General features: G+C 58.8%; 21 protein-coding genes. 14 read left to right on the top strand and 7 right to left on the bottom strand.

Features of this window, described 5'->3' with window-relative positions:
• Window positions 1-101 precede the first annotated feature (101 nt).
• Window positions 102-1172: a M42 family metallopeptidase gene (locus HW554_RS04735; protein ID WP_176907290.1), complete on the top strand. Its 1071-nt coding sequence runs from the start codon at window positions 102-104 to the stop codon at window positions 1170-1172.
• A 186-nt stretch (window positions 1173-1358) separates the two neighbouring features.
• The gene (locus HW554_RS04740) at window positions 1359-2168 is read left to right on the top strand and encodes an ABC transporter substrate-binding protein (RefSeq protein ID WP_246285104.1); all 810 of its coding nucleotides are present in this window, start codon (window positions 1359-1361) and stop codon (window positions 2166-2168) included.
• 39 nt (window positions 2169-2207) lie between these two features.
• Here the strand turns inward: HW554_RS04740 and HW554_RS04745 are convergent, their stop codons facing one another.
• On the bottom strand, window positions 2208-3410 hold the full coding sequence (locus HW554_RS04745; protein ID WP_317170826.1) for a 3-phosphoshikimate 1-carboxyvinyltransferase: 1203 nt from the start codon (window positions 3408-3410) through the stop codon (window positions 2208-2210).
• 122 nt (window positions 3411-3532) lie between these two features.
• On the bottom strand, window positions 3533-4579 hold the full coding sequence (gene aroB / locus HW554_RS04750) for a 3-dehydroquinate synthase (protein ID WP_176907294.1): 1047 nt from the start codon (window positions 4577-4579) through the stop codon (window positions 3533-3535).
• 305 nt (window positions 4580-4884) lie between these two features.
• Here aroB and HW554_RS04755 point away from each other — a divergent pair, with 305 nt between their 5' ends.
• From HW554_RS04755 to lysS, 7 genes are all read left to right on the top strand, one after another.
• Complete coding sequence (locus HW554_RS04755; protein WP_176907296.1) at window positions 4885-5157, top strand: hypothetical protein; 273 nt, start codon at window positions 4885-4887, stop codon at window positions 5155-5157.
• Window positions 5158-5413: 256 nt separating this feature from the next.
• Window positions 5414-6601 (top strand): proline dehydrogenase family protein, encoded by a 1188-nt coding sequence (locus HW554_RS04760; protein ID WP_176907299.1) that lies wholly within the window; start codon window positions 5414-5416, stop codon window positions 6599-6601.
• Window positions 6602-6712: 111 nt separating this feature from the next.
• Window positions 6713-7093, top strand: coding sequence for a hypothetical protein (locus HW554_RS04765; protein WP_176907301.1), 381 nt, complete (start codon window positions 6713-6715; stop codon window positions 7091-7093).
• Window positions 7094-7284: 191 nt separating this feature from the next.
• Complete coding sequence (locus HW554_RS04770; protein ID WP_317170827.1) at window positions 7285-7980, top strand: hypothetical protein; 696 nt, start codon at window positions 7285-7287, stop codon at window positions 7978-7980.
• A 315-nt stretch (window positions 7981-8295) separates the two neighbouring features.
• Window positions 8296-10443: a carboxy terminal-processing peptidase gene (locus HW554_RS04775; RefSeq protein WP_176907302.1), complete on the top strand. Its 2148-nt coding sequence runs from the start codon at window positions 8296-8298 to the stop codon at window positions 10441-10443.
• Between the two features lie 237 nt (window positions 10444-10680).
• A complete protein-coding gene (locus HW554_RS04780) occupies window positions 10681-11721 on the top strand; it encodes a hypothetical protein (protein ID WP_246285105.1) in 1041 nt (346 codons plus the stop codon).
• A 232-nt stretch (window positions 11722-11953) separates the two neighbouring features.
• A complete protein-coding gene (lysS, locus tag HW554_RS04785) occupies window positions 11954-13510 on the top strand; it encodes a lysine--tRNA ligase (protein ID WP_176907304.1) in 1557 nt (518 codons plus the stop codon).
• 326 nt (window positions 13511-13836) lie between these two features.
• Here lysS and HW554_RS04790 read toward each other — a convergent pair whose 3' ends face one another.
• Window positions 13837-14133, bottom strand: coding sequence for a YtxH domain-containing protein (locus tag HW554_RS04790; protein WP_176907306.1), 297 nt, complete (start codon window positions 14131-14133; stop codon window positions 13837-13839).
• A 187-nt stretch (window positions 14134-14320) separates the two neighbouring features.
• Between HW554_RS04790 and HW554_RS04795 the strand changes: the two genes are divergently transcribed.
• Window positions 14321-15775: an IS4 family transposase gene (locus tag HW554_RS04795; protein ID WP_176907308.1), complete on the top strand. Its 1455-nt coding sequence runs from the start codon at window positions 14321-14323 to the stop codon at window positions 15773-15775.
• Between the two features lie 103 nt (window positions 15776-15878).
• Here HW554_RS04795 and HW554_RS04800 read toward each other — a convergent pair whose 3' ends face one another.
• Entirely contained in the window at window positions 15879-16313 is a 435-nt protein-coding gene (locus tag HW554_RS04800; RefSeq protein ID WP_176907310.1) for a CsbD family protein, read from the bottom strand.
• A 212-nt stretch (window positions 16314-16525) separates the two neighbouring features.
• On the opposite strand from HW554_RS04800, the gene HW554_RS04805 reads away from it, so the two are divergent.
• Both HW554_RS04805 and HW554_RS04810 read left to right on the top strand, forming a co-directional pair.
• On the top strand, window positions 16526-16774 hold the full coding sequence (locus HW554_RS04805; protein ID WP_176907312.1) for a Kazal-type serine protease inhibitor domain-containing protein: 249 nt from the start codon (window positions 16526-16528) through the stop codon (window positions 16772-16774).
• Window positions 16775-16794: 20 nt separating this feature from the next.
• Entirely contained in the window at window positions 16795-17166 is a 372-nt protein-coding gene (locus HW554_RS04810; RefSeq protein ID WP_176907313.1) for a cupin domain-containing protein, read from the top strand.
• Between the two features lie 13 nt (window positions 17167-17179).
• On the opposite strand, the gene HW554_RS04815 is transcribed toward HW554_RS04810, so the two are convergent.
• From HW554_RS04815 to HW554_RS04825, 3 genes are read right to left on the bottom strand one after another with little or no spacing between them, the layout of a single operon-like run.
• Window positions 17180-17956 (bottom strand): LytR/AlgR family response regulator transcription factor, encoded by a 777-nt coding sequence (locus HW554_RS04815; RefSeq protein ID WP_176907315.1) that lies wholly within the window; start codon window positions 17954-17956, stop codon window positions 17180-17182.
• A 34-nt stretch (window positions 17957-17990) separates the two neighbouring features.
• Window positions 17991-19043, bottom strand: coding sequence for a sensor histidine kinase (locus tag HW554_RS04820; protein ID WP_176907316.1), 1053 nt, complete (start codon window positions 19041-19043; stop codon window positions 17991-17993).
• 29 nt (window positions 19044-19072) lie between these two features.
• Window positions 19073-19852 (bottom strand): hypothetical protein, encoded by a 780-nt coding sequence (locus HW554_RS04825; RefSeq protein ID WP_176907318.1) that lies wholly within the window; start codon window positions 19850-19852, stop codon window positions 19073-19075.
• 176 nt (window positions 19853-20028) lie between these two features.
• Here HW554_RS04825 and HW554_RS04830 point away from each other — a divergent pair, with 176 nt between their 5' ends.
• Window positions 20029-20886 (top strand): dienelactone hydrolase family protein, encoded by an 858-nt coding sequence (locus HW554_RS04830; RefSeq protein ID WP_176907320.1) that lies wholly within the window; start codon window positions 20029-20031, stop codon window positions 20884-20886.
• Window positions 20887-21079: 193 nt separating this feature from the next.
• The gene (locus HW554_RS04835; protein WP_176907322.1) at window positions 21080-24181 is read left to right on the top strand and encodes a SusC/RagA family TonB-linked outer membrane protein; all 3102 of its coding nucleotides are present in this window, start codon (window positions 21080-21082) and stop codon (window positions 24179-24181) included.
• Window positions 24182-24199: the final 18 nt, after the last annotated feature.

Here is a 24199-nt window from a genome sequence, read left to right on the forward strand (position 1 = left end):
GCTTCGTTGCACTAGTAAACCGACGATGCGGTAGAGATGCTTCGGCTCCGCTCAGCATGACGTTCTTTTGCTCATGATATTCAGTTCTTATTAGTCCCCCTATGCGTCAAGAATCATTCGACTTTCTCCAGAAATACCTCAATAACCCCTCTCCTACCGGCTTCGAGAAGGAGGGCCAGCAGATTTGGCTGGAATATCTCAAGCCCTACATCGATACCCACTTCGTTGACACCTACGGCACGGTAGTGGGCGTTATCAACCCCGAGGCCGAGTACAAGGTGGTGATTGAGGCCCACGCCGACGAAATCAGCTACTTCGTCAACTTCATCACCGAATCGGGCTTCCTGTACCTGCGCAAAAACGGCGGCTCCGACCCGCTCGTGGCCCCGAGCAAGCGCGTGAACATCCACACCAAAAAGGGCATCGTGAAAGCGGTGTTCGGCTGGCCCGCCATCCACGTCCGCAAGCCCGATCAGGATAAGGCCCCGACCATCGAAACGGTGTTCCTTGACTGCGGCGCTGCCAGCAAGGAGGAAGTGGAGGAAATGGGCATCCACGTCGGCTCGGTCGTGACGTTTGAGGACGAGTTCATGGTGCTCAACGACAAGTTCTACGTGGGCCGCGCGCTCGACAACCGCATCGGCGGCTTCATGATTGCCGAGGTGGCCCGCCGCCTCCAGGAGGAAGACAAGAAACTGCCCTTCGGCCTGTACATCGTGAATGCCGTGCAGGAGGAAATCGGCCTGCGGGGCGCCGAGATGATTGCCCACCGCATCAAGCCCGATGTGGCCATCATTACGGATGTGACGCACGATACCCAGTCGCCGATGTATGAGAAGAAGACCTCGGGCGACCTGTTCTGCGGCAAAGGCCCGGTGATTACCTACGGCCCGGCCGTGCAGAACAACCTGCGCGACCTCATCATCGAAACTGCCCAGAGCGCCGAAATTCCGTTCCAGCGCGCCGCCGCCACCCGCGCCACCGGCACCGACACCGACGCCTTCGCCTACTCCAACGCCGGCGTGGCCGCAGCCCTGATTTCGCTACCCCTGAAGTACATGCACACCACCGTGGAAACCGTGCACAAAGACGACGTGCAGCACGTCATCGACCTGATTTACGAAACCGTACTTCGCATCGAGGACAAGCAGGATTTCCGATACTTCAGCTAAGAACGATGTAGTGGCGGGGCTCGTCCCCGCCCGCCGTTCGCACCATCCCAACGATTCCGTTCAACGGCGGGCGGGGACAAGCCCCGCCCCTACATCGTTCAGTACGGTACAAGGAGCCGTCCGATGAGGGCGGCTCCTTTTTGGTTACGACCAAATGTCTGGCTCTTCTACCCCCACATCCGTCTTATGGAATTACCGCCCATTTTCCCGCCGCTAACCGTAACCGACCAGATGGGTCGGCAGGTGGCGGTACCTTTTCCGCCGCGGCGGATTGTGTCGCTGGTACCTTCGCAAACCGAGCTGCTGTTTGATTTGGGGCTGGGTGCGCGGGTGGTGGGCCTGACGAAGTTCTGCGTGCATCCGGCCGGCGCCCGGCAGTCGGCCACGGTAGTTGGGGGTACCAAGAACTTCGACTTCGAGAAGATTGCCGCGTTGAAGCCCGACCTCATTATCGGCAACAAAGAGGAGAACTACCAGGAGGGTATCGAGCGGCTGGCGGCACAGTACCCGGTCTGGATGAGCGACATTTCGACGCTCGAAGATGCGCTGGATATGATTCGGCGGGTGGGGCTGATAACCGGCCGCAAGGAAACCGGCGACGCGTTGGCCACCGACATTGCCGCTTCGTTTGCCGCGCTGGCTCCGCCCGCCGCCGAGCTGATACCGGCTGCCTACTTCATCTGGCGCAAGCCGTACATGGTGGCGGCCAACGGCACGTTCATTGATGAGATGCTGGCCCGCGCCGGCTTCCGCAACGTATTCGGCGGCCTCGGCCGCTACCCCGAAATCACGCCCGAGCAGCTGCAGGCCGCCGCGCCCAGCCAGATTCTGCTCTCCTCCGAGCCCTACCCTTTCGCCGACAAGCATGTGGTAGAGTTCCGGCAACTCTGCCCTGCGGCCCGCATCCGCATCGTCGATGGGGAGCTGTTCAGCTGGTACGGCAGCCGCCTGCGCCTGACGGCCGCCTACCTTAAAGCACTGATTTGCGCTGATTAATCGTGCTTTCGCTGATTTTTTGGTTAGAAGCGGGGCTGACTATACAGCTGGGGCTGGAATGCTGAAGCCTACCTTTTCCAGCTCCTGCCAGAACTGCGGGTAGGACTTGCGCACCACCTGCGGAGCTTCGATGCGGATTTCGCCCAATAGCGCCAGCGGCGCGAAGGCCATGGCCATACGGTGGTCGTGATAGGTGGCCACGGTCTGGCCCGTTACCTGAAAGCTCTCGGAAGAAACAGCGAACCGACCCTCGCCTGCATCGGTAAGCGCGCCACCAAACTTGGCCAGCTCGGTTTGCAGGGCCGCAATCCGGTCGGTTTCCTTGATGCGCAGGCTCTCGAGGCCGGTGAAGGTAGCCGGGATGCCGAGGGCCGCGGCTACTACGGCCACGGTCTGGGCCAGGTCGGGACAGTCGGTGAAGTCCTGGGTGAGGCGGGCGGCGGGGGCATTTTTGGTCAGGCGTAGGGTTTCATCGGCCAGAAACTCGGTGTGCACGCCCAACTGGGCCATGATGCCTGCAATGGCTTGGTCGCCCTGCCAGGAGTAGCGGCGCAGCGTGGGCAGCGTGAGGTAGGAGCCTTCGGGGGCCAGCGCCACCATGGCGTACCAGTAGCTGGCCCCCGACCAGTCGCCTTCCACGGTATAGTCGGTGGGCTGATACGCTTGGGGCCTGACTTCCAGCACCTCGCCCAAATCCCGGCACACGGCCCCGAAATGCTGCATCAGCGCCTGCGTCATCCGGATATAGGGCCGTGAGCCGACCTTACCGGTCAGCCAGATACGCAGGCCGGCGGGCAACGTGGGCGCTATCATCAGCAGGGCCGAAATATACTGGCTGCTGATGTCGCCGCGTACCGTCAGCTCGATGGGTTCGGTTTCTTCGGCCGTAGCGGGCTGGGGCGTGCGGCCCAGCAGCCGCAGCGGTGGGTAGCCTTCCTGGCCCGCGTATTCGATGCGGGCGCCCAGCTCACGCAGGGCATCCACGAGCACCGCAATGGGCCGCTCCTGCATCCGGGCGGTGCCGGTTAACTCCGCCTGCCGGCCCGTCATGGCCAGGTAGGCCGACAGAAAGCGCATAACGGTGCCGGCGTCTTCGGCATCGAATACCGGAGCGACGGGGTCCTGTAGCAGCCGCTGCATCAGCTGGGTGTCGTTAGCGTCGGAGAGGTTGAAGAGCTGCCCGCCGCCGGCCAGCGCCTGGATAATGAGGGCCCGGTTGCTTTCACTTTTGGAAGCCGGCACCTGCGCTGTGCCCCGCAATGGGCCACCCGGCCAGGTAAGCGTGAGGAATGAGCTGATAATAGTAGCAGAATGCAGGACGAAACAAGGCTACGCCCCTGGTAAAACAATGCTCGGCGGGGCCACTAGCCCGGCAGCCGGTGGTAGTAGCGCAACGCTTCAGAAACTTCGGCCAGCGTTACCGGCTGGTCGTACACGCCGCGGCCGATACCTTCGAGCAGCGTGCAGTTGATAATTGAGCCGGTGTTTTTCTTGTCCTGAAGGGCGTAATCGGCAATAGCTTCGGTTTCGAGGAGCACATACTGCACCTTCTCGAAGATGGAGAACAGGAACGTCTCGATTTTGTCCAGCTCGGCCGCGCTCAGCAGTCCTTTATGGTGGCTCAGCCAGGCCTCGCATACCATGCCAGCCGCCACGGCCTCGCCGTGCAGAATCTCGCGGCCCGGCTGCTGCAGCAAATAGCTTTCCAAAGCGTGGCCCACGGTATGGCCGAAATTAAGGAGTTTGCGCAGCCCGGTTTCCAGCGGATCCTGCTCGACGATGCGCTGCTTGAGCGCCACCGACTCTTCGATAACCGGCGTCCAGTCATCAACCATGATGCCCACGTAACGGTTGCGCTCGAAGGCCCCGGCATCCGCAATCAGCCAGTGCTTCACCACCTCAGCGTAACCCGACTTCAACTGGCGCGGGTCGAGCGTCCGCAGAAAGCGCGGCTCGATGCACACGGCCGCCGCCTGCTGAAACACGCCCAGCTGGTTCTTGAATCCCATAAAATCGACGCCGGTTTTGCCACCCACGCTGGCATCTACCTGCGCCAGCAGCGTGGTGGGCACCTGCGCAAAGCGCACCCCACGCTTATACACGGCTGCCGCGAAACCACCCAGATCGGTTACCACCCCGCCACCCAGGTTTACTACTACAGCGTAACGGTCGGCGCGCAACTCCGTCAGTTCAGCCCACAACAGCTGGCAGGTTTCGAGTGTCTTATACTCTTCGCCAGCGGGCATTTCCACCAGCCTGTAGCCGGCCGGCAGATGTGGTTCTACTAGCGGCAGGCACTCCCGGACGGTGTTCTCATCAGCCAGCACTACCACTCGGCTCACGGACGGGGCATGTAGCAGTTCGGCCAGTTTTATTAGCGCTATGGGGCCTATTTGTACGGTCTGAATCATTTTTATATGATTTTTCAATGTTTATTCAAAATTATGATGATCATACAAACAATTAATGCTTATTTCGGTGCAAATATTATATGCGTCATACTATGCGTCCGCAACTTACATCTCATTTCTCCATACGCGCACTGGCGCGCCTTGCCTACTGGCTGTTAGCAGTAGGCAGTATTGGCCTACTGGCCTCCTGCAGCCAGCAAACCCTGCTTCCGGCCACTGAGGCAGGCCTAGTAGGAAACTGGGAATGGCAGCAGACAAACAATGGTAGTCATACGGCCCTTACTCCGGCCAACACCGGTCATCGTATGAGCATCCGCTTCGACCGCCGGGGCCGGGCACGCTTTTACCAGGATGATGTGCTGGTAAGCGCCGCCAACTTCACGGTGCGCCGCGACGGGCTGCAGTGGTGGGGGCCGATGCGCTATACCATCACCTATCACGGGTATCAGCGCCGGCAGACCTACTCCTTGGCCGGTAATCAGTTGCATTTACAGGACGTTATCAATCAACCCTCTACCCACCTGTTCCAGCGCATCGACGAGGCCGTCACGACGTCGGCAGTAAATCTGGTCCGGTAAGGCAGGGCTTACTTAAATCCGCCACATTTACCGCTGTGCCAGCAGGCACCCGCGCGGGCAAATAGTCTGTAGAAGGCTTCACCGTAGCTGGTGGAGCCTTTTTTTTGCATACGCGCCATTGCTTGCCAAGCGGGCGGGGTGCAGCTCCGGAGCGGCCCGATGCGGAGAAACTAGGTTGTCAGCTTATCTTTACTTATTCTTATTGTTACGCGGCCGCTTTGCAGCCGCTACCACCTGCTGCCACCCGCTGCTCTTTATGTCTCAACTACAGGCTCCCCCCATTTCCTTCGAGGATACGGCTGTTGCATTTGCCTCCCGCTCCAATGGCGAGCTGCGTAAAATGTACGCGCTGTTTGCGGCCATGAACAACCCTATGCTGGTGAAAACCGGTGGCGGATTGATGAAAATGGCGCTTAAGTGGCATCTACCCGGCAGCAAATTTCTTATCAAGAAGTCCATTTTCGAGCATTTCTGCGGGGGTGAAACCATTCAGGATTGCCTACCCGTGATTGACGAGCTGGGCCGCTACGACATCGGCACCATCCTCGACTACTCGGTGGAGGGAGAAGGCAGTGACCAGAGCTTCGATGCCACGACCACCGAAATTCTGGCTACGCTTGATCTTGCGCATCGCTCCAAGCACATTCCCTTCTCGGTATTCAAGGTAACCGGTGTGGGCGAAGTCGCCATTCTGGAGAAAGTACAGGCCGGCCAGAAGCTGAGCACGGCCGAGCAGGCCAGCTACGACAGAACAGCTCTGCGGGTGAATGCCATCTGCGCCCGCGCCCACCAGTATGGGGTTCGCGTGTTTATTGATGCCGAGGAAAGCTGGTTTCAGGATACCATCGACCAGCTGGCCTACCAGATGATGCGGCGCTACAACCACGAGTCGGCCATTGTCTGGAACACCTACCAGCTTTACCGCCACGACCGGCTGGAGGCGCTCGAACAAGCCACTGCCGAGGCCAAGGCCGGTCATTACCAGATTGGGGCCAAGCTGGTACGTGGTGCTTACATGGAAAAGGAAACCCGCGTGGCAACGGCCCAAAGCCGCCCGACCCCCATCAACCCCACCAAGCAAGCCACCGACGCACTTTACGATGAAGCATTGGCGTTCTGCATCGGCCACATCGACCATGTAAGTGTGTGCGCCGGTACGCACAATGAGGCCAGCTCGCTGCGGCTTACCCAACTCATGCAGCACCACGGCCTGCGGCCCAACGACCCGCGTGTGTGGTTTGCCCAGCTGTATGGCATGAGCGACAACCTGAGCTATAACTTAGCCAACGCAGGCTTCAATACGGCTAAGTACGTGCCCTACGGCCCTGTAGAAGCAGTTATGCCCTACCTGCTGCGCCGCGCCGACGAAAACACTGCCATTGCCGGCCAGACCAGCCGCGAGTTTCGCCTGATTCAGAAAGAGATGCAGCGTCGCAAGCTGTAACCGTACAACACGCAAAAGGCCTACCGAAGCCAAACGGCATAGTTTTGGCTCCGGTAGGCCTTTTGCCCCTGTAGGGGCCCGCATTTATTCATTCTCCCTCTTCTCCCGCCCATGATTGGCCGAGTACGCTCTCACCTCATTCGCTTTTCCCGCAACCAAATTGGCACCACCAGCTACCTGAACCTGATTCAGGAAGCTGAGTTAGGCCTCAATATGGAAATCACGCACGAAAAGGCCCGCCTCAACGAAATCCTGACGGATATTTCGGAGCACGAGTTCCAGGCCGGCCGGCCGATGCTGAGTTGCCTGGTAAAAGTAAAGGGTTCGAAAGGCCAGGGTGACAACTTCTTTAAGATGTGCGAGCGGCTGGGGCTAGGCGAGTGGCGGACGCTTAAGCAGGATGAAAACTTCCTGAAGGACCTGCGCCAGCAGTGTCGTGAATTTTGGCAGGATGATGCCAATTTTGAAAAATTTGCGAAGGCGAAATCCTAAGGTGAAAAGTGGCCTATGGGGTATTTAAGCCGGATTTTTAGAGTGCAGAAAGGTTGCGTACATCATTTTGGCACAACTTCGTTTTGGAGGCTGCGTTAAAAGCATCGAAACCTCCGTTACTCTCTTCCTTTCCACTGGAGCACGGAAATCACTTTTTTTTATTTCCATTTCCATCTTAAATCTCCCATCCCATGAACAACGATTCGATGAACCGCGACAACAATCCTAATCACGATTTCAGTGCTACCCAAAAAGGTGCAGCTGCTGCCGGCTCGGTAGGTGCTGCTGTAGGTGCTGGCATTGATGCTACCCAAAACGCCGCCGGCGACGCAGCTCGCGCTGTAACTGGAAGCAACGAAACTTACGGCTCGGGCAATGCTTACACGGCAGGTTCGTTCCGCGACCGTGACAGCGCCGAGCGTGCCTATCAGTCGCTCGCTTCGCGTGGCTACCATAAGGATGACGTAAACCTCGTAATGTCGGATGATACGCGCAAGCAGCATTTCGGCGACGACACCGTTGACACCGAGCTTGGCGATAAAGCTATGGAAGGTGCTGGCGTAGGTTCGGCCATTGGTGGCACTGCTGGTGCAATCATTGGTGCTATTGCTGCCATCGGTACTTCGGTAGCATTGCCTGGCTTGGGCCTCGTAATTGCCGGCCCGATTGCCGCAGCTCTGGCCGGTGCTGGTGCTGGTGGCCTGACGGGTGGCCTAGTAGGCGCCTTGGTAGGCTCGGGTATTCCTGAGGAGCACGCTGCCGAGTACGAGTCTGACGTGAAGAACGGCAACATCGTGATGGGCGTACGTCCCCGTAACGAAGAGGATGCTCGTTACTTCGAAGAGGAGTTCCGTCGTCACAACGGTGACAAAGTACGTCGCTACTAAGTAAATACGCCTCTGGCGTATCTGAGTAAGTTAAAAGGTTCTTCCCTTGTTGGGAAGAACCTTTTTTTGTAGGCTACCCCCTAAAAAAAGTAACTTTCAGTTCGTTTTGGGCTTCTATTTGCTGAGTTGCTATATTCACAGCCGGCAAGCCTTCTACAGGCCACCGGGGCCTGCACACTCCAAATAAGAGCCAGTTGGTGTATAGGTTTAGGCACTTATTTCACTGTCCGGCACGTTATCATCTCGAATCCGCACTCCGGCCCGCAGCCACCGCTGGCTTAATCTGCTTGTTTTTCATTCCTCTTCTTCTGCTCCATGTCTGCTCCCCGTATTAAAATAGGCCTCTACGTTTCGGTCCTGCTGGCCGTTTTCGTACTGGCTTCCTACAAGCTTTACCGGCGCAACGATACGCAGCCGCTTCAGAAAGACGAGGTGCTGATCAAGGCAATGGTACAGGGGCTGTCGCAGGCCCATTACCAGCCTGAGCGCTTGGATGATGCTTTCTCCAAGCGCGTATTTGACCTTTACCTCAAGCGCGTTGATGGCAGCAAGAAGTTTCTGCTGGCTACCGATGTGCAGCAGCTTCGTCAGTACCAGAACGATATCGACAACCAGATCATCCGCGGTACGCACGAGTACCTCGACCTGAGCACCAAGCTTATGGGCCAGCGCGTGAAGGATGTACAGGGAATTTACCGTGACATTCTGGCCAAGCCTTTCGATTTCACGGTAGCTGAGACATTTGAAACGGAGGCCGATAAAAACACCTTCGCAGCTACCCCGGCTGCTCAGCGCGAGGAATGGCGCAAGTTTCTGAAGTACCAGACGATGGTGCGTCTGTCGGAGATAATGGATGAGCAGGCTAAAAAGAAGGACAAGCCCCTCGCTTCCACCAACGCCAAGCCTTCAGAAGCAACGGTATCAAGCCCGGTACTGAACGCCGAACAAATGGAAGCGGAAGCCCGCAAGCGCGTGCTCAAGTACTTCAACGACTACTTCCACGACCTAGAGCAGACCGAAGCCGCTGATCGGCTGGCTATGTACGCCAACGTAATTGCTAATACCTACGACCCACACACCGAGTACTTCGCCCCACGCCAGAAGGACGACTTCGATATTGCCATGACCGGCCGTTTCGAGGGCATTGGCGCCACATTGCAGGAGAAGGATGGAAACATCAAGGTTAATGACATTGTACCCGGCTCAGCCTCGTACCGCCAGGGCGATTTGAAGGCCGGCGACATTATTCTGCGGGTAGCACAGGGAGCCGAAGAGCCTGTATCGGTAGAGGGCTGGCGCTTGGATAAGGCTATTACCCTTATTCGGGGACGCAAGAACACGGAGGTGCGCCTGACGGTACGCAAGCCCGATAACAGCACCAAAATCATCCCCATCGTTCGCGATGTAGTCGTGATTGAGGAAACGTACGCGCAGTCGGCTACTATCGATGACAACGGCGATAAACTGGGCTACATCAAGCTGCCTAATTTCTACGCCGACTTTAACGACAATGGGGGTCGTAGCTCGGCCGCTGATGTAAAGAAAGAGCTGGAAAAGCTGAAAGCTGAAAACGTAAAGGGCATCGTGCTCGATCTGCGCTTTAATGGCGGTGGATCGTTGCAGGACGCCGTGGAAATGGCGGGCCTGTTCATCGATAGCGGCCCGATAGTGCAGGTGCGTGGCAGCCAGGGCGCAGCCACTGTACTCAACGACCGCGACCCACGGGTGCAGTACAGCGGCCCGCTGATTGTGCTGGTAAACAAGTACAGTGCCTCGGCCTCAGAAATTCTGGCTGCTGCCATCCAGGACTACAAGCGCGGCGTGGTAATGGGCTCGGCCAGCACGTATGGCAAGGGCACGGTGCAGCGTATCATCGATCTGGATGATGCCCTGCCTGCTGAGTTCAACAACATCAAGCCTTTCGGCTCGCTCAAACTCACCATCCAGAAGTTCTACCGCATCAACGGCGGCTCGACCCAGTTTAAGGGTGTTGTGCCTGACATTATCCTGCCCGACGCCTATAGCTACCTCGATCAGGGCGAAAAAAGCCAGGAATACGCGCTGAAGTGGGACGAAATTTCGCCCGCCCGCTACCGCCCGTGGGCCGGCAACCCGCCCATCGATAAGTTGCGGCAGGCTAGCCTGGCCCGCGTGAACAGCAACGCCAGCTTCAAGCAGCTTTCCGAAATGGTGCAGCGCATGGTGAAGCGGAAGGATGACACCAAGGTGTCTCTTCAGCTAGCCAGCTACCGGAGCGAGCAGCAATTGGCCAAAGTGGAGGCCGACAAGTACGAGGCCATCCAGAATGCGGCTCAGCCCATGACCATTGCGCCGCTGGCCTTCGACATGCGCCAGATTGGTGCTGATACGATTAAGGTGAACCGTGCCTCACGCTTTGTGAAGCCGCTTACCAAGGATATCACGCTGCGCGAAGCCGTAGCCGTACTTCACGACGAAATCTAAGCTACCGGCCCGTAAATTGGCCAGTATACAAGCCTCCCGGACTCTGGTTCGGGAGGCTTTTTTGTTTCCCTACCATCAACCCCATTTACCTTAGTAAACAGACGCATAAAAAACCGTACATTGATCAGCCATTTATTTAGCTTAACTTATTGATAAATAGATTATTAATAAAATAAATAGAGTGTCAATAATTTTAGCAAACAAGAACTTATATTTGCGTCTGATGGTTTACCAATCATGACGACGACAGACATGGAAACTCCGATTATCCCCCTCGCAACCGAGGAGCAGAAGCAAGCCGAGGAAACCTGGCGCAAATCGATTCCGGCCCAGGTGTTTCTCAATTACTTCTTCGCCATTAACTACCACATTCAGGAGGCCGACAACGCCCAGGGTGGCCTGCGCCACCTCCCCTATTTTCGGGCGCACCAGGCCGAGTTGACTGAAGACGACGTGCAGGCTATAACCAAGATGCTGCATGCCTGCTGGAGCACTGAATACGCTTTGCGGGCCACCGCCGAGCTGGGCGACGAGGACTACCTGCGCAACGCCCTGCACTGGACCTTCCCGCAGGCTTATCACACTATTATGGCCGGTCTGCAGGCCTTTCTGTACACCACCGGCGTGCGCGCCAACAACCCCGCTCTGGTGCGCCGTGAGGTAGGCCGGCTGGTAGTGCGCAACGCCTACCCACGCCCCATCTCGTTTTACGCCGCCGGGGCTTATGGCGACTTCAGCATCCACCGTTTGCCGCTGGCCGGCTACAAGGCCGGTCTGCAGATTGCGGGCAAGGAAATAGATGCCCAGGCCCAGATCGGACAGTTTCTGCGCACCACTCGCACCATTAAAGCCAAGGCTACTCGTCTGCAGGTGCAGGCGAACCCGAACACGGCCCTGCGCAGCCAGAAAACCGGCAAAGTGCTCGACAAGTGGACGCCCTCGCATTGGCAGCAGATTACCTGGCGACTGGGCTACACCACCCTCTTCGACCTGTTGGGCCGCCTGCGCATTTCGCAGACCAGCCGCGAGATTGAGCGTTTTGTGGAAGCCGATATCGACTTCAGCCTCTTCCACCAGTCGCTGCTCGATATTGTGAGCTACCTCAACGGCCTGCACGAAACCTACGTGGCCAAGGCCCTGGGCCTGGAGCGCTACGAGCAACTGGTAGCCGAGCTGCCCCGCCACTTGCAGAACTCGTTTGTGGAGGAGCGCCTACGCACCCGCGTAACCCCGCAACTAACCGACGACGAAACGCCGGTGCTGCGCATGGCCGCTTAATTTCTGAGCCATTTATGTTAGCTGACAGTTGATAGCTGTCCTTCGTACTTCCCGACTCCATATATACCAAAGCGCCGGCCCCCTGGGTTGGCGCTTTTTGCGTCAGCATTATTCCGTTCTGAAAGGGGAGCAGCGAATAGCAAAATGAAGGGTTAGGTTAGGCGGACAGGCTGCGCTATTTTTGCAGCCTGACTTCGCCCCGCTCCTTGCGGGGCCGCTACCCCCTCGTCCTATGCAGCACCTCAGCGAACAGGAGATTATCCGGCGCAATAAACTAACAGAGCTCCAGCAGCTCGGCATCGAGCCCTACCCTTCGGAGCTGTTCGATGTGAGCTTCTACGCCCAGGAAATTCTCGACAACTACCACGTCGAGCTCAACAACTTTCAGGAGGTGAGCCTGGCCGGCCGGCTGATGTCGATGCGGGTGAAGGGCAAGGCCTCGTTTGCCGAGCTGCAGGACGCTTCGGGCCGGATTCAGCTCTACATCAACCGCGACGAAATTTGCCCCGGCGAAGACAAGGAACTCTACAATACGGTATTCAAGAAGCTGCTTGATTTGGGCGACTTCATTGGGGTAACCGGCCGGGTGTTTAAAACAATGGTAGGCGAAACCTCCGTTCACGTAACCGGTCTGACGGTACTTAGCAAAGCCCTGCGGCCATTGCCGGTAGTGAAGGAACGCACCGACGAAGCCACGGGGGAGAAAATCACCTACGACGCCTTCACCGACCCCGAGCAGCGCTACCGCCAGCGTTACGTGGACTTGGTGGTGAACCCGCATGTGCGCGAGGCCTTCATCAAACGCACCCAGCTGGTGCAGGCCATGCGCAACTACCTCAACGACAAAGGCTACCTGGAGGTGGAAACGCCAATTCTGCAGCCGCTGTACGGCGGCGCGGCGGCCCGGCCATTCAAAACGCACCACAACACGCTGGACATGACGCTGTACCTGCGCATTGCCAACGAGCTGTATCTCAAGCGCCTGATTGTGGGCGGCTTCGATGGCGTGTACGAGTTCAGCAAGGACTTCCGCAACGAGGGCATGAGCCGGTTTCATAACCCCGAGTTTACCCAGATGGAGCTGTACGTAGCCTACAAAGACTACTACTGGATGATGGATTTGGTGGAGGAAATGGTAGAGCGCGTGGCCATGGCGCTGCACGGCAAAACCGAGGTGCAGGTGGGCAACAACCTCATCAACTTCCAGCGCCCTTGGAAGCGCTACACTATGGCCGAATCCATCGAGCACTTCACCGGCTTCAACATTGAAGGCAAGAGCGAAGATGAGTTGCGCGCAGCCGCCAAAGACCTGAAAGTAGGCCTCGACCCGAGCATGGGCAAGGCCAAAATAATCGACGAGATTTTCGGGGAGCACGTAGAGCCCAAGCTGATTCAGCCTACGTTCATCACCGACTATCCGGTAGAGATGTCGCCGCTGGCTAAAAAGCACCGCAGCAAGCCGGGATTGGTGGAGCGGTTCGAAGCCATCTGCAACGGCAAGGAAATCTGCAATGCCTTCTCCGAGCTCAACGACCCCATCGACCAGCGTGCCCGTTTCGAGGAGCAACTGGAGCTGGGCAAGCGTGGCGACACCGAGGCCATGGTACTCGACGAGGACTTCCTGCGGGCCCTCGAATACGGCATGCCGCCTACGGCCGGCCTAGGCATCGGCATTGACCGGCTGAGCATGATTATGACCAACTCCAACTCCATCCAGGATGTGCTCTTCTTCCCACAGATGAAGCCGGAGTACACAAAGTCGGAAAACACTCCGCACCCCGAGCAATAAGTAGTAAGCCAGCGAGTAGGACAGGAGGTACAATGCCTGCCCTACTCGCTGGCTTACACCAAGACGTACAAAAGAAGAAAGCCTCCCGTCAATAAGGACGAGAGGCTTTCTTTATTTACAAACCGCCTACCATTCAAGGCAGGGCCACAACAGAAATGTGCGATGGGCAACGATTAATTTTGCTGTCAGGCTATTTAACCAGATTCTGACAGAAGCTTAACGGCCGGCAATTTTACTGAAACGGCTTCTCCACCTATCTTTCAGGCGGCTTGTACGTTGATCTACGGCAACAGTGCGCACAGGGTTACAGGAACTGAAAAAATAATTTATATCCCGGCGCCAGGCCCGTTAGGCTGGTTCATGGAGCTAAGCAGGTCATCGGCAGCCGTACGGTCGGCAACCTGCTGCCCGGAGTTGGCAGGAGCCTTACCGGTGAAGGAATCCAGACGCGCCTTACCTTCTTTGAATAGCTTCGCCAGGTCTTGGTTGAGTTTGCCAGCCGATTCTTTGATGTCGGCGCGGGCTTCGTCGCCGGTTTCGGGGGCCAGTAGCAGGCCGGCCATAATGCCGGCCGTAGCGCCTGCCAGCAGCGAGAGTAGTACTTTGCCTTTCGTGTCTTGCATGGGTAGAGAGATATAATGGCATTCGGTGGCAACCACTGCGGCTCACCTGCTTTTATAACGTGGCAATGGCAGGTGGGTTTACGCAAAAAGCCCCTGCCTTGTAAAAGGACCTTGTCCTTACCCAAACTCAAGAAGCGCTGACCGGTGGGTCAGCGCTTTTTTTGTGGCTGGTAGGTAGCTTGCGAGCATGAGCATTTCGACCGGTTTTGGCGAGGCGCAGGCGTGGGCGCAGACGCACTTTGGGGGCGTGCGGCTGGGCGAAGTACGCCGCAGCCGGCGGGTGGTGAGGCTGGCAGCGGGCTGGGCCCGGCAGCCGGGGGCGAGCATCCCGCGCCTGAGCCAGGGCCAGGCTTACGCCAGCAAGGCCGCCTACCACGTGCTGGCACAGCCGCAGACCACGCCCGAGGCCGTGCAGGCACCGCACCGGGCGTTGGTCAGCCAGCAGCTGCAGGCGCCGGGCACGTTCCTGCTCATCGAGGATACGACCGAGCTGAGCTGGCCCGAAGCGGCCGAGCGCCGGGCCGGTTTGGGGCCGGTTGGACAGGGCAAGGCCTACAGCCAAGGCGTGCTGCTGCACTCGCTGGTGGCCGCCGCCTGGCCCGACGAGGACCCCGATCCGGCCGCCAAACGGCCCGCGCTGCCGCTGCTGGGCCTGCTCGACCAGCAGTTTCACGTGCGCCAGCCCGTACCGGAGGCCGAGTGGGCACATCCGGGCGGGGGCTCCCGGCCCCGGCAGGGCCGCGTGCGCGAGTCAGGGCTATGGACCCAGAGCCTGCGCGCCGTCGGTCGTCCGCCCGCCGGCACGCGCTGGGTGGTGGTGGCGGCCGACCGCGGGGCCGACATCTACGCGCATTTGCAGCAGTGCCGGGCCCAGGGTCTGGGCTTCGTGGTGCGCGCGGCCCAGGACCGGGCCCTGGTGGCCGGGCCAGACAAACTGCCCGCCGGTCGCTTGTTTGAGCTGGCCCGCGCTCAGCCCTGTGCCGGTAGTGTGCCGCTGGCGTTGCGGGGACGGCCGCGCCAGCCGGCGCGGGAAGGGGTGTTGCAGGTGAGTTTCACGCCGGTACTGGCCTTGCGGGCCCCGCAACGGCCGGGCGGGGCCACGGGCAAGGGTGCGCCGGTGCCGGCCAGCGTGGTGCGGGTCTGGGAAGCGACGGACGCCGAAGCAGGGCCTGGCCTGGAATGGCTGCTGCTCAGCGACCAGCCGGTAAGCAACCTGGCCCAGGCCCTGAGCTGCGTGCGCCAGTACACGAGCCGCTGGCTGATCGAGGACTTTCACAAAGCCCTGAAAACGGGTCTGGGCGCCGAAAAACTGCAACTGCAGACGGCCGCCCGCCTGTTCGCGGCCGTGGCCCTGCTCAGTGTGGTGGCGCTGGTGGATCTGCGCGAGAAAAGCCGCTTGGAGCTGGACTTACCCGCCGAGGTGGCCGGGCTGACGGCGACTGAGTTACGGGTGCTGCGTCACCAGCACCGACGGCCCCTGACCAGCGTGCACGCCGTCTGGCTGGCCTTGGCCGCGCTCGGCGGCCACCTGGGTCGCAAGGGCGATGGGCCGCCTGGCTGGCAAACCCTCTGGCTCGGCCGGATGAGCTTGCGCCTGCTCGTCGAAGGCGTACAGATGGCGGCGCAACTACGGCAGGAGTAAGCCACAAAAAAAGCGCCGGCCTACTGGCCAGCGCTCTTCTTAAGTTTTGGGTAAGGACAAGGCCGAAATTTCGACCGGGGCTTTTGTTGTAATGAAGCTCGACCTACAGGTCGTTGAGCATCTTTACTACTTCGTTCTTGGCTTTGCCGAGTTTGGTCTGCAGACGGCCAATCAACTCGTCACCTTTGCCTTCGGCGTAGGTCAGGTCCTCATCGGTCAGCTGCGCATACTGCTGCTTCAGCTTGCCTTTCAGGTCGTCCCAGTTGCCTTTCAGCTTCAGGCTGCCACCAGCACCGGTCAGGCCCATGTCTTCGAGCTTTTCGATGTAGCCTTTGAACTTGGAGTCGAGGTCTTCGCCGTACTTGGAGAGCTGGTCGCCGAGCTGGCCGCTGTATTTGGTAGCAGCACTGCCGAGCTTGTCGCGGGTAGCTTTGCCTTTATCAGGAGCCATCAGGAGGCCCGCAATGATACCGGCGCCAGCACCGGCAATAGCAGCGAGGAGAATTTTACCCGAGTTGTCTTCTTCGTAATGCGACATGTTGTGGAGAGAAAGGTTGGAAATAGAGATTCAGAAGGAACGGAAGCGAGGCGCATAACTGCTGCCCCTAGCCTCTGGTTATGGCTCCCTATACGAAGCCGGGCGGGCGGGGTTATATGCAGGCCGAAAAATCGATTGGAAAGATACCAAAGTGGCTATACTATCGTAGTAGCTGTGTTACTGTCTCCAGGCTCCTCCCTTATCTTCGCGCCATGTTTACCCGACTGTTTTGCTGCCTGCTGTTGCTACCGGCTTTTGTGGCCTGCCAGCGCAGCTCCCCTACCACCGCCGCCGATCCGCTTTGTATCGACCCGGCCAAAATCCGGCCCGATGCGGCCTGCACCATGCAATACGACCCGGTGTGCGGCTGCGACGGCAAAACCTACGGCAACGCCTGCCAGGCCACCAATGCCGGCGTAACCAGCTCCACCCCTGGCGAGTGCCCCGGCCGGACCAACTAATCCTTCACCAGCTTTTACTAATGTCTGAAAAACGCTATTTCCGCCAGCAGAACCCCTTTATAGTGCCCACCACCGATGGCAAGCTCATTGAGGAGCACATCGGCCAAGCCAGCACCGGTACTGCCAAGTACAGCGTGGCCCACATGGTGGCCCCGCCCCAGTGGAGCGAGCCCCACCAGCGCCCCGAGTTCGACGAGGTAACGATTGTCGTACGCGGCCGCAAGCGGTTTGAGATTGACGGTGATGTAGTGGAGCTAAGTGCCGGCGAGTCGCTGCTGATTAAGGCCGGGGCACGGGTGCGCTACTCCAACCCCTTCGACGCCGAGTGCGAGTACTGGTCCATCTGCGTGCCTGCTTTCAGCCCAGCTACCGTTAATCGGGAGGAGGAATAATAGCCGGCAGCCCTTACTTGAGGCCCACCCAGCGGCGCAGTTCGGGCGTACGGTGGGTGCTGGCCGTGAGAGCCACGCCGGCGCTTTTCAGATGCACCACCAGCGTATCATTGAAATAGGGTTCGAGCCGCTCAATTGCGCTGAGCTGCACCATTTCGGCGCGGTTGAGCCGGAAGAACTGCGCCGGATCGAGTTGGGCTTCGAGCTGGGTCAGGCTTTCGTTGAGCACGAAGCTCTTGCCCTGCGCATCGAAGGCATGCGTAACGCCGTTGCGCAGCTGGAAGTAATGCAGTTCGGCCACATCCAGCAGGTACAGGCCCTGGCGGGTTTTGCTCACGAGGCGCTGCTTGTAGGCCGGAGCCACCACCGAGGCCGCCACGCCGCCGCCCAGCGTAGCGGCCAGCTGCTGCAGCGCCGACCCCTGAAACGACTGGCGCAACCGCTCGAACTTCTGCATGGCGGCCGCAAACTGGGCGTACTGCACCGGTTTAAGCACATAAGCAATGCCGTTCTGCTCGAAGGCCTGCACCAGAAACGAGTCGTAGGCCGTAACGAAGATGATGGGACTATTGACGGCTACTTGCCCAAACAGCTGGAACACATTGCCATCAAGCAGCTCAATATCCGACAGAATGAGGTCGGGCGCCGGATGCTGGCGCAGGAAGTCGGCGGCCTCGCTGACCTCCTGGCACTCGCCCACGATGGTGGCCGCGGGGTTGTAGCGCAGGGCAAAGCGGCGGAGCTGGTCGAGGGCGGGTTCCTCGTCTTCGATGAGCAGCAAACGGAGCATGGGCAGTGGCAGAGTTTTAGATTGGGAACGGCCTTTACGCCGGCACCGGGGCCAGCCGGCTCAGCGGCAGCGTTACGCTAAACCACTCCGCCGACTCCTCCACCCGCACCGGCACATCGTGCAGCAAGGCCAACCGGGCGCGCAGGCCGGCCAGGCCGCTGCCTTCGCCCGGCGCGGGCACGGGCCGGAGCTGGCGGGCGTTGCGCACTTCCAGGCTGGTGGCCGTTATTATAAGCTGCACCCGTAGCGGCCAGGCGCGGCTGCCCAGGTTGTGCTTGAGGGCGTTGGTAAGCAGCTCCTGCCCGACCCCAGGCGGAATCAGCAGGTTTCCTAACTCGGCAGTAGGCACCCGTATGTCCTCCTCGAACGCATACGCCGCCCCAAACCGACGCTGTAACAGAAACTGATAGTCGCGCAGGAAGGCCAGTTCCTCAGTCAGCGGCACGGCATCGAGCTGCCGGGTGCGCACCAAGTAGCGGTAAAGGCTGGCTAGGTGCGTCACGTAGTCGTGGGCGGCGGTGTTTTCCGGCTCGATGAGGGCGGCCAGTATGTTAAGATTGTTGAACAGGAAGTGCGGATCAACGTGCTGCTGCAGGGCCCGCAGCCGGGCCTGGGTGGCCTCCTTCTCCAGCTGCTCCAGCTCCAGCCGCAGTCGGGCCGCATGCTGCTGATACAGAAACGGCAGGTAAATGCCACCCACCAGCAGGTAGAAGAACAAGTCCAGAAACAGCCCCCGACCCAGCCGGTACCAGTCCCACGCGAAGGGTCGGCCCGCCGGCAGCCAGCTAAAGCCAAAGCTCACGGCCAGGCTCAGTGCCTGAATCAGCAGCGCATACAGCAGCCCGCCGCCCAGCAGCAGCCGTAGGTAATAGCCAGCTCCTTCTACTGCCTGCTGGCGCTGCCGGGCTCGCAGTTCCAGCTTATCAAGCAGATAAACGATGAGCAGCGTTTGCAGAAACAGCCAGAAGGGCGCATCCGGGTACAGGTGAAAGTCCTCGGCCCGGCCCGCTAGCGTCAGGCGCGTGAAGAGCGCCAGCAGCGTGGCCAGCCCAAGCAGAAACCCGTAAAACCAGATGGACTTGCGCATAACCGGCCGAAAAGATACGCCCCGCGCCGCTATTTGGCCGCTGGGGCCGGCTTCACTTCCTGGCCCTGCTCATCCAGGAAGCGCAGCACTGGCTGGTTGTTCTTATCAACCCCAATACTGAGGCGGGTGCGGCCCTGGCTGTCCTTGAAGTCGAGCAGCGACTGGTCGTTGTTGGCCACCAGCATCAGGCGGGTTTCGCCCCGCTGGTCGGCCATTACCAGCGCCGACGAGCGGCCCACGGTAGTACCCACGAACATGCGGCGCTGCAACCCGAGTTTCCCCTCCCGATTGGCCTGCTTCTGCTCTTCGGGCGTGGCATTCTTGTACTTCGCTTCCGTTACCGCCATCGACTCTTCAGGGGCATCGCTGAAAGTGAGGCCGGCCTGGTAGCCGCTGCCCTGCTGCTGGTAGTTGAGCACAATTACCTGGTCCTGCCCGAACCGGTCGAACGAGAGGTGGCCGCCGGCCGATACCTTGCCGTCCTTATCCTTCTTGCCGCCGAAGATGAGGCCACCACATTCCTCGCCCTTCTCATTATAAAAGAGCATGCCGGGGTTGGTGCGGGCATAGTCGATGTGCTGGCCGTCGATGGTCACTCCCTGCGGAAACCGCTCCTTGTTGCTCATGATCATCTTCACGGTGCCGTCGCGCTCCACTAGGTTGATGCGCTCGACGTTGATTTCGCCGAAGCGCGTGGGCTTGTCGGGCTTGCCGAAAGCGCACAGCAGCGCCACCGCCGGCAGCAGGGTAGCGCCCAGAGCGTAAGCTTTCAGGAATTTCACGTCGCGGGCCAGTTTCTGAGTGTCCATATGGGTAAGGCGTTGGGTTGATGATGGGCCAAAGGTGCAGGCCGGCAGGACCGAAAGCAGGCGTTTTCGCGTGAGTGCCGGAAAAATCGGGCGAGTGCCGGAAACCCGGTCGCGAACGACCGAAAACCTGTCCTCGAATTCGTTACCTTTCCCATTCCCACATTCCCCCCCGCCCCATGGACCAACGTATCATCACACTCTTCGACGAGTACACCCACGCCCCGCTCAGCCGCCGCGACTTTCTGGACCGGCTTCAGAAGTTAGCCGGCAGCACGGCTCTGGCGGCAGCTGCGCTGGCTGTGCTGGAACCGGGCTACGCCAGTGCCGCCACTGCGCCGGCCGCGGCCGCCGGCCTGCGCGAAGAAACCGTAACCTGGCCGGGCGCGGCCGGCGTTACTATGAAGGGGTACCTGGTACACCCAAAAGGCCGGAAAAAGCGCGGTGCCGTAGTCGTCATTCACGAAAACCGGGGCCTCACGCCGCACATCAAGGATATAACCCGACGCGTGGCCGAGGCGGGCTATCTGGCCCTGGGCGTCGATGGGCTGTCGGAGTTCGGCGGCACCCCGACCAACGAAGATGAAGGACGCACTCTCATCGGTAAGCTGAATAAAGACCAGACGCTGACCAACTACCTGGCCGCCCTTGCCTACCTACGCCAGCACCCCGGCAGCAACGGCCGCACTGGCTGCGTGGGCTTCTGCTGGGGCGGGGCGCTGGCCAACCGCCTCGCCGTGCACGATGCCCAGCTAAACGCTGCCGTAGCGTATTATGGCACGCAACCGCCCGCCGCAGAAGCCTCCAGCGTCAAAGCGCACCTGCTACTGCACTATGCGGCCCTCGACGAGCGGGTGAATGCGGGCAAAGACGCCTGGCAGGCGGCCCTGCAGGCGGCTGGGGCCAAGTACGAGCAGTTCGTGTACGAAGGCGTGAACCACGCTTTCAACAACGACACCTCGCCCGCCCGCTACAATGCCCAGGCAGCGGCCCAGGCCTGGGGCCGGACCCTGGCACTGTTTCGGGAGCAGCTGTAGCCTTGTGCATATTGCTCTCCTCACCTTAAGATGGAGAGTATTCACTACCATTCACGGGCAAAAACTATCTGTTTATCTAATAATCTGTCTTTTTTAGGGCAATTTGCTAGCAAATCACTAATTCATGTATATTTTTAGCAAATGATCGACTCTTAGTCGAGCACAATTTTGCTTCACTTACTTCTTTCTTTTCATGAACAAACCCCTACTCGTCGCACTGCCGCTGTTAGCTTTTTCGGCTTCGCAGGCATTTGCGCAGACCAGAACAATTTCTGGCAATGTTACTGATCGGGCCAGCGGCTCGGGCTTGCCCGGCGTTACCGTGCTGTTGAAAGGAACTACGAACGGAGTATCAACCAACTCCGATGGAACGTTTACTTTGACCGTACCTGCTACGGGCGGAACACTGGTGTTCAGTTCCGTAGGCTTTATATCGGTTGAGCAACCTATTGGCACTCAGAACCAAGTGAACATTGGTTTGGCCACCGACAGCCGCCAGTTGAGTGAGGTTGTTGTGGTAGCCTACGGCGCTCAGAACAAAGAGCTTCTTACCAGCAGCATTGCGACAATTGATGCCAAGCAGTTTGAAACGCAGCCCGTTACAGGTGCCGACCAAGCACTGCAGGGCAGAGCCGCGGGTGTGCTAGTAACCCAAAACTCGGGTACGCCCGGTGGCGGCGTATCGGTGCGAATCCGGGGCAACAACTCTATCTCGGGAGGCAGCGATCCGCTGTATGTAGTGGATGGTGTACCTGTCACGACCGGTAGCTTCTCCAACATCGGCGTAGGCAACCAGCAGCTGAATGCGCTGACCGACATCAACCCGCAGGATATTGCTTCTATCTCGGTGCTGAAAGACGCAGCAGCGGCAGCGCTCTACGGTTCGCGTGGAGCCAACGGGGTTGTACTTATCACGACCAAGCAGGGCACGGCTGGCAAAACCAAAGTTGACTTCAACTACTACACCGGTATTCAGCAGACGACCAACAAGCTGGACGTGCTGAATGGCCAGCAGGCGCAGGAATTGATCAACGAGGCTCGTACTAATGTAGGACTGGTTCCGCGTTATGTAACCACCGTTGCCAACCCAGCTCTTCAGACGCTCTTCACAGACGCTGATACCAACTGGCAGGACGAAATTTTCCGTGATGCCCGTATTTCCAATTACACCGGTACGGTTTCGGGCGGCGACGCCAAAACGCGCTTCCTGCTTAGCGGTACTTTCTTCGATCAGGAGGGTATTGTAATCGGTTCGAGCTTCCGCCGGGGCAGTGCCCGACTCAACCTCGAAAATAAAGTAACCGAGCGGGTAAAGGTTGGCATGAACATGTCGGGCAGCCGTTCGCTGGCCACCCGGATCCAGAACGACAACAACATCTACGGTATCGTGAGCGGAGCCCTGCTGCTGGGCTCTCAGACGCCAGTGCGCACTGCGGATGGCACGTTTGCCCGCGACCCCTTCTCCTCGGTAGAAAATCCGGTAGCCTCCGCTTCACTGCCTACGTTCAACTCGCGCAACAATCGCCTGATTGGCAACACGTACCTGGAAGTGGAACCCATTGACAACCTGCGGCTGCGTACCAGCTTCGGTCTTGACTACTTGGGTCTGAAGGAGGACTTCTATATCCCGAGCACGCTGATACAGGGCCAGGCCGCCAACGGCCAGGGTATTAGCAACTTCCGCACCAGTGCTAGCTGGCTCAACGAAACCACGCTAGGCTACACAAAAACGCTGGCCGACGCTCACACCATCAACGCGGTTGTTGGTTACGCTTACCAGCGTTGGACGCAGGAAGGCATTCAGGCTACGGCAACCAATTTCGCCGGCAACGGTATTCTAACCCTTGGTTCGGGTGCCGTTAAAACGGAGGCCTCTTCCGACCAGACGTTCTACAACCTGCAGTCGGGCTTCGCTCGCTTGGAGTACGATTACAAGAGCAAGTACATCATCCAGGGCTCGTTCCGGGCCGACGGCTCCTCGCGCTTTGGCTCGGGCAACCGTGTGGGTTACTTCCCAAGCGGCTCGGTAGCCTGGCGGATCAGCCAGGAAGAGTTCCTGAAAGACAACGCCATTCTGAGCGAACTGAAAATCCGGGGTAGCTACGGCGTTACGGGTAACTTCGAAATTGGCAACTTCGCCTCCCGCGGCCTGTTCGGCAGCGGCGGCACGGCAAACTACCTGCAGACTCCGGGCCTGGCCCCAACCCAGTTGGCTAACCCCAGCCTGACATGGGAGGAAAACAAGATGGCCAACATCGGTATCAACATCGGCTTGCTCAACAACCGGTTCCTGATTGATGCCGACGTATTCCAGAACAACTCCGACAAGCTGTTGCTCAACCGTCAGCTGCCACTTTCCTCGGGCTTTGCATCCATCACCGATAACATCGGTGCTTTGCGCAACCGTGGTATCGAGCTTTCGCTGACGTCTAATAACATCGTGGGTGACAAATTCACCTGGTCTACCAACTTCAACATCTCCTTCATTCGCAACGAGGTAACAGAGTTGGTTGATAACCAGCCATTCGCAGCTGGTTTTGCCAGCTGGGTAGCAGTAGGAAGCCCACTTGGTTCGTTCCGGGGATTCCGCACCGACGGAATTTTCCAGACGCAGGACGAAATCAATACCCTGAATGCTGCCGCCCGTTTAGCAACCGGTAACCCGAACGCTGCTTACCAGGTGGCTAATACCAATGCCGTCAATGGTACCCGGCCCGGTGACATCCGGTTTAAAGACCTTAACGGTGATGGGGTAATTACCACCGCCGATCAGGAGATTATGGGCAGTGCCCAGCCAGACTTCTTTGGCGGCATTACCAACACGTTCAACTTCAAAGGAATTGACCTGAGCTTCCTCTTTCAATTCTCGAAAGGCAACGAAATTTACAACAACACCCGCGCCTTTGGAGAAGGCATGAACGGTCAGTTTGGCCAGATTGCCCGGGTACTTGACCGTTGGACGCCGACCAATACCAACACCGACGTTCCACGCGCTGCCTGGAACGACCCTAACAACAACCGCCGTACTTCGGACCGGTGGCTGGAAGATGGTTCGTACGCTCGTCTGAAAACCATAACCCTGGGCTATAACTTGCCTGCAAGTGTTGCCAACGCCGCTCGTCTGCGTTCGGCTCGTATTTACTTGGCAGGACAAAACCTGTTGACGTTCACTGACTACTCCGGCCTGGATCCGGAAGTTAACACCTTCAGTGGCACGAACACTGCCCTGGGCACCGACTTCCTGACCTTCCCACAAGCCCGCGTGTACCAAGTTGGCGTGAACCTCGGGTTTTAATCGTCTTCATTAACTGAC

It is taken from the genome of Hymenobacter lapidiphilus, assembly GCF_013377885.1.
Classification (GTDB): domain Bacteria; phylum Bacteroidota; class Bacteroidia; order Cytophagales; family Hymenobacteraceae; genus Hymenobacter; species Hymenobacter lapidiphilus.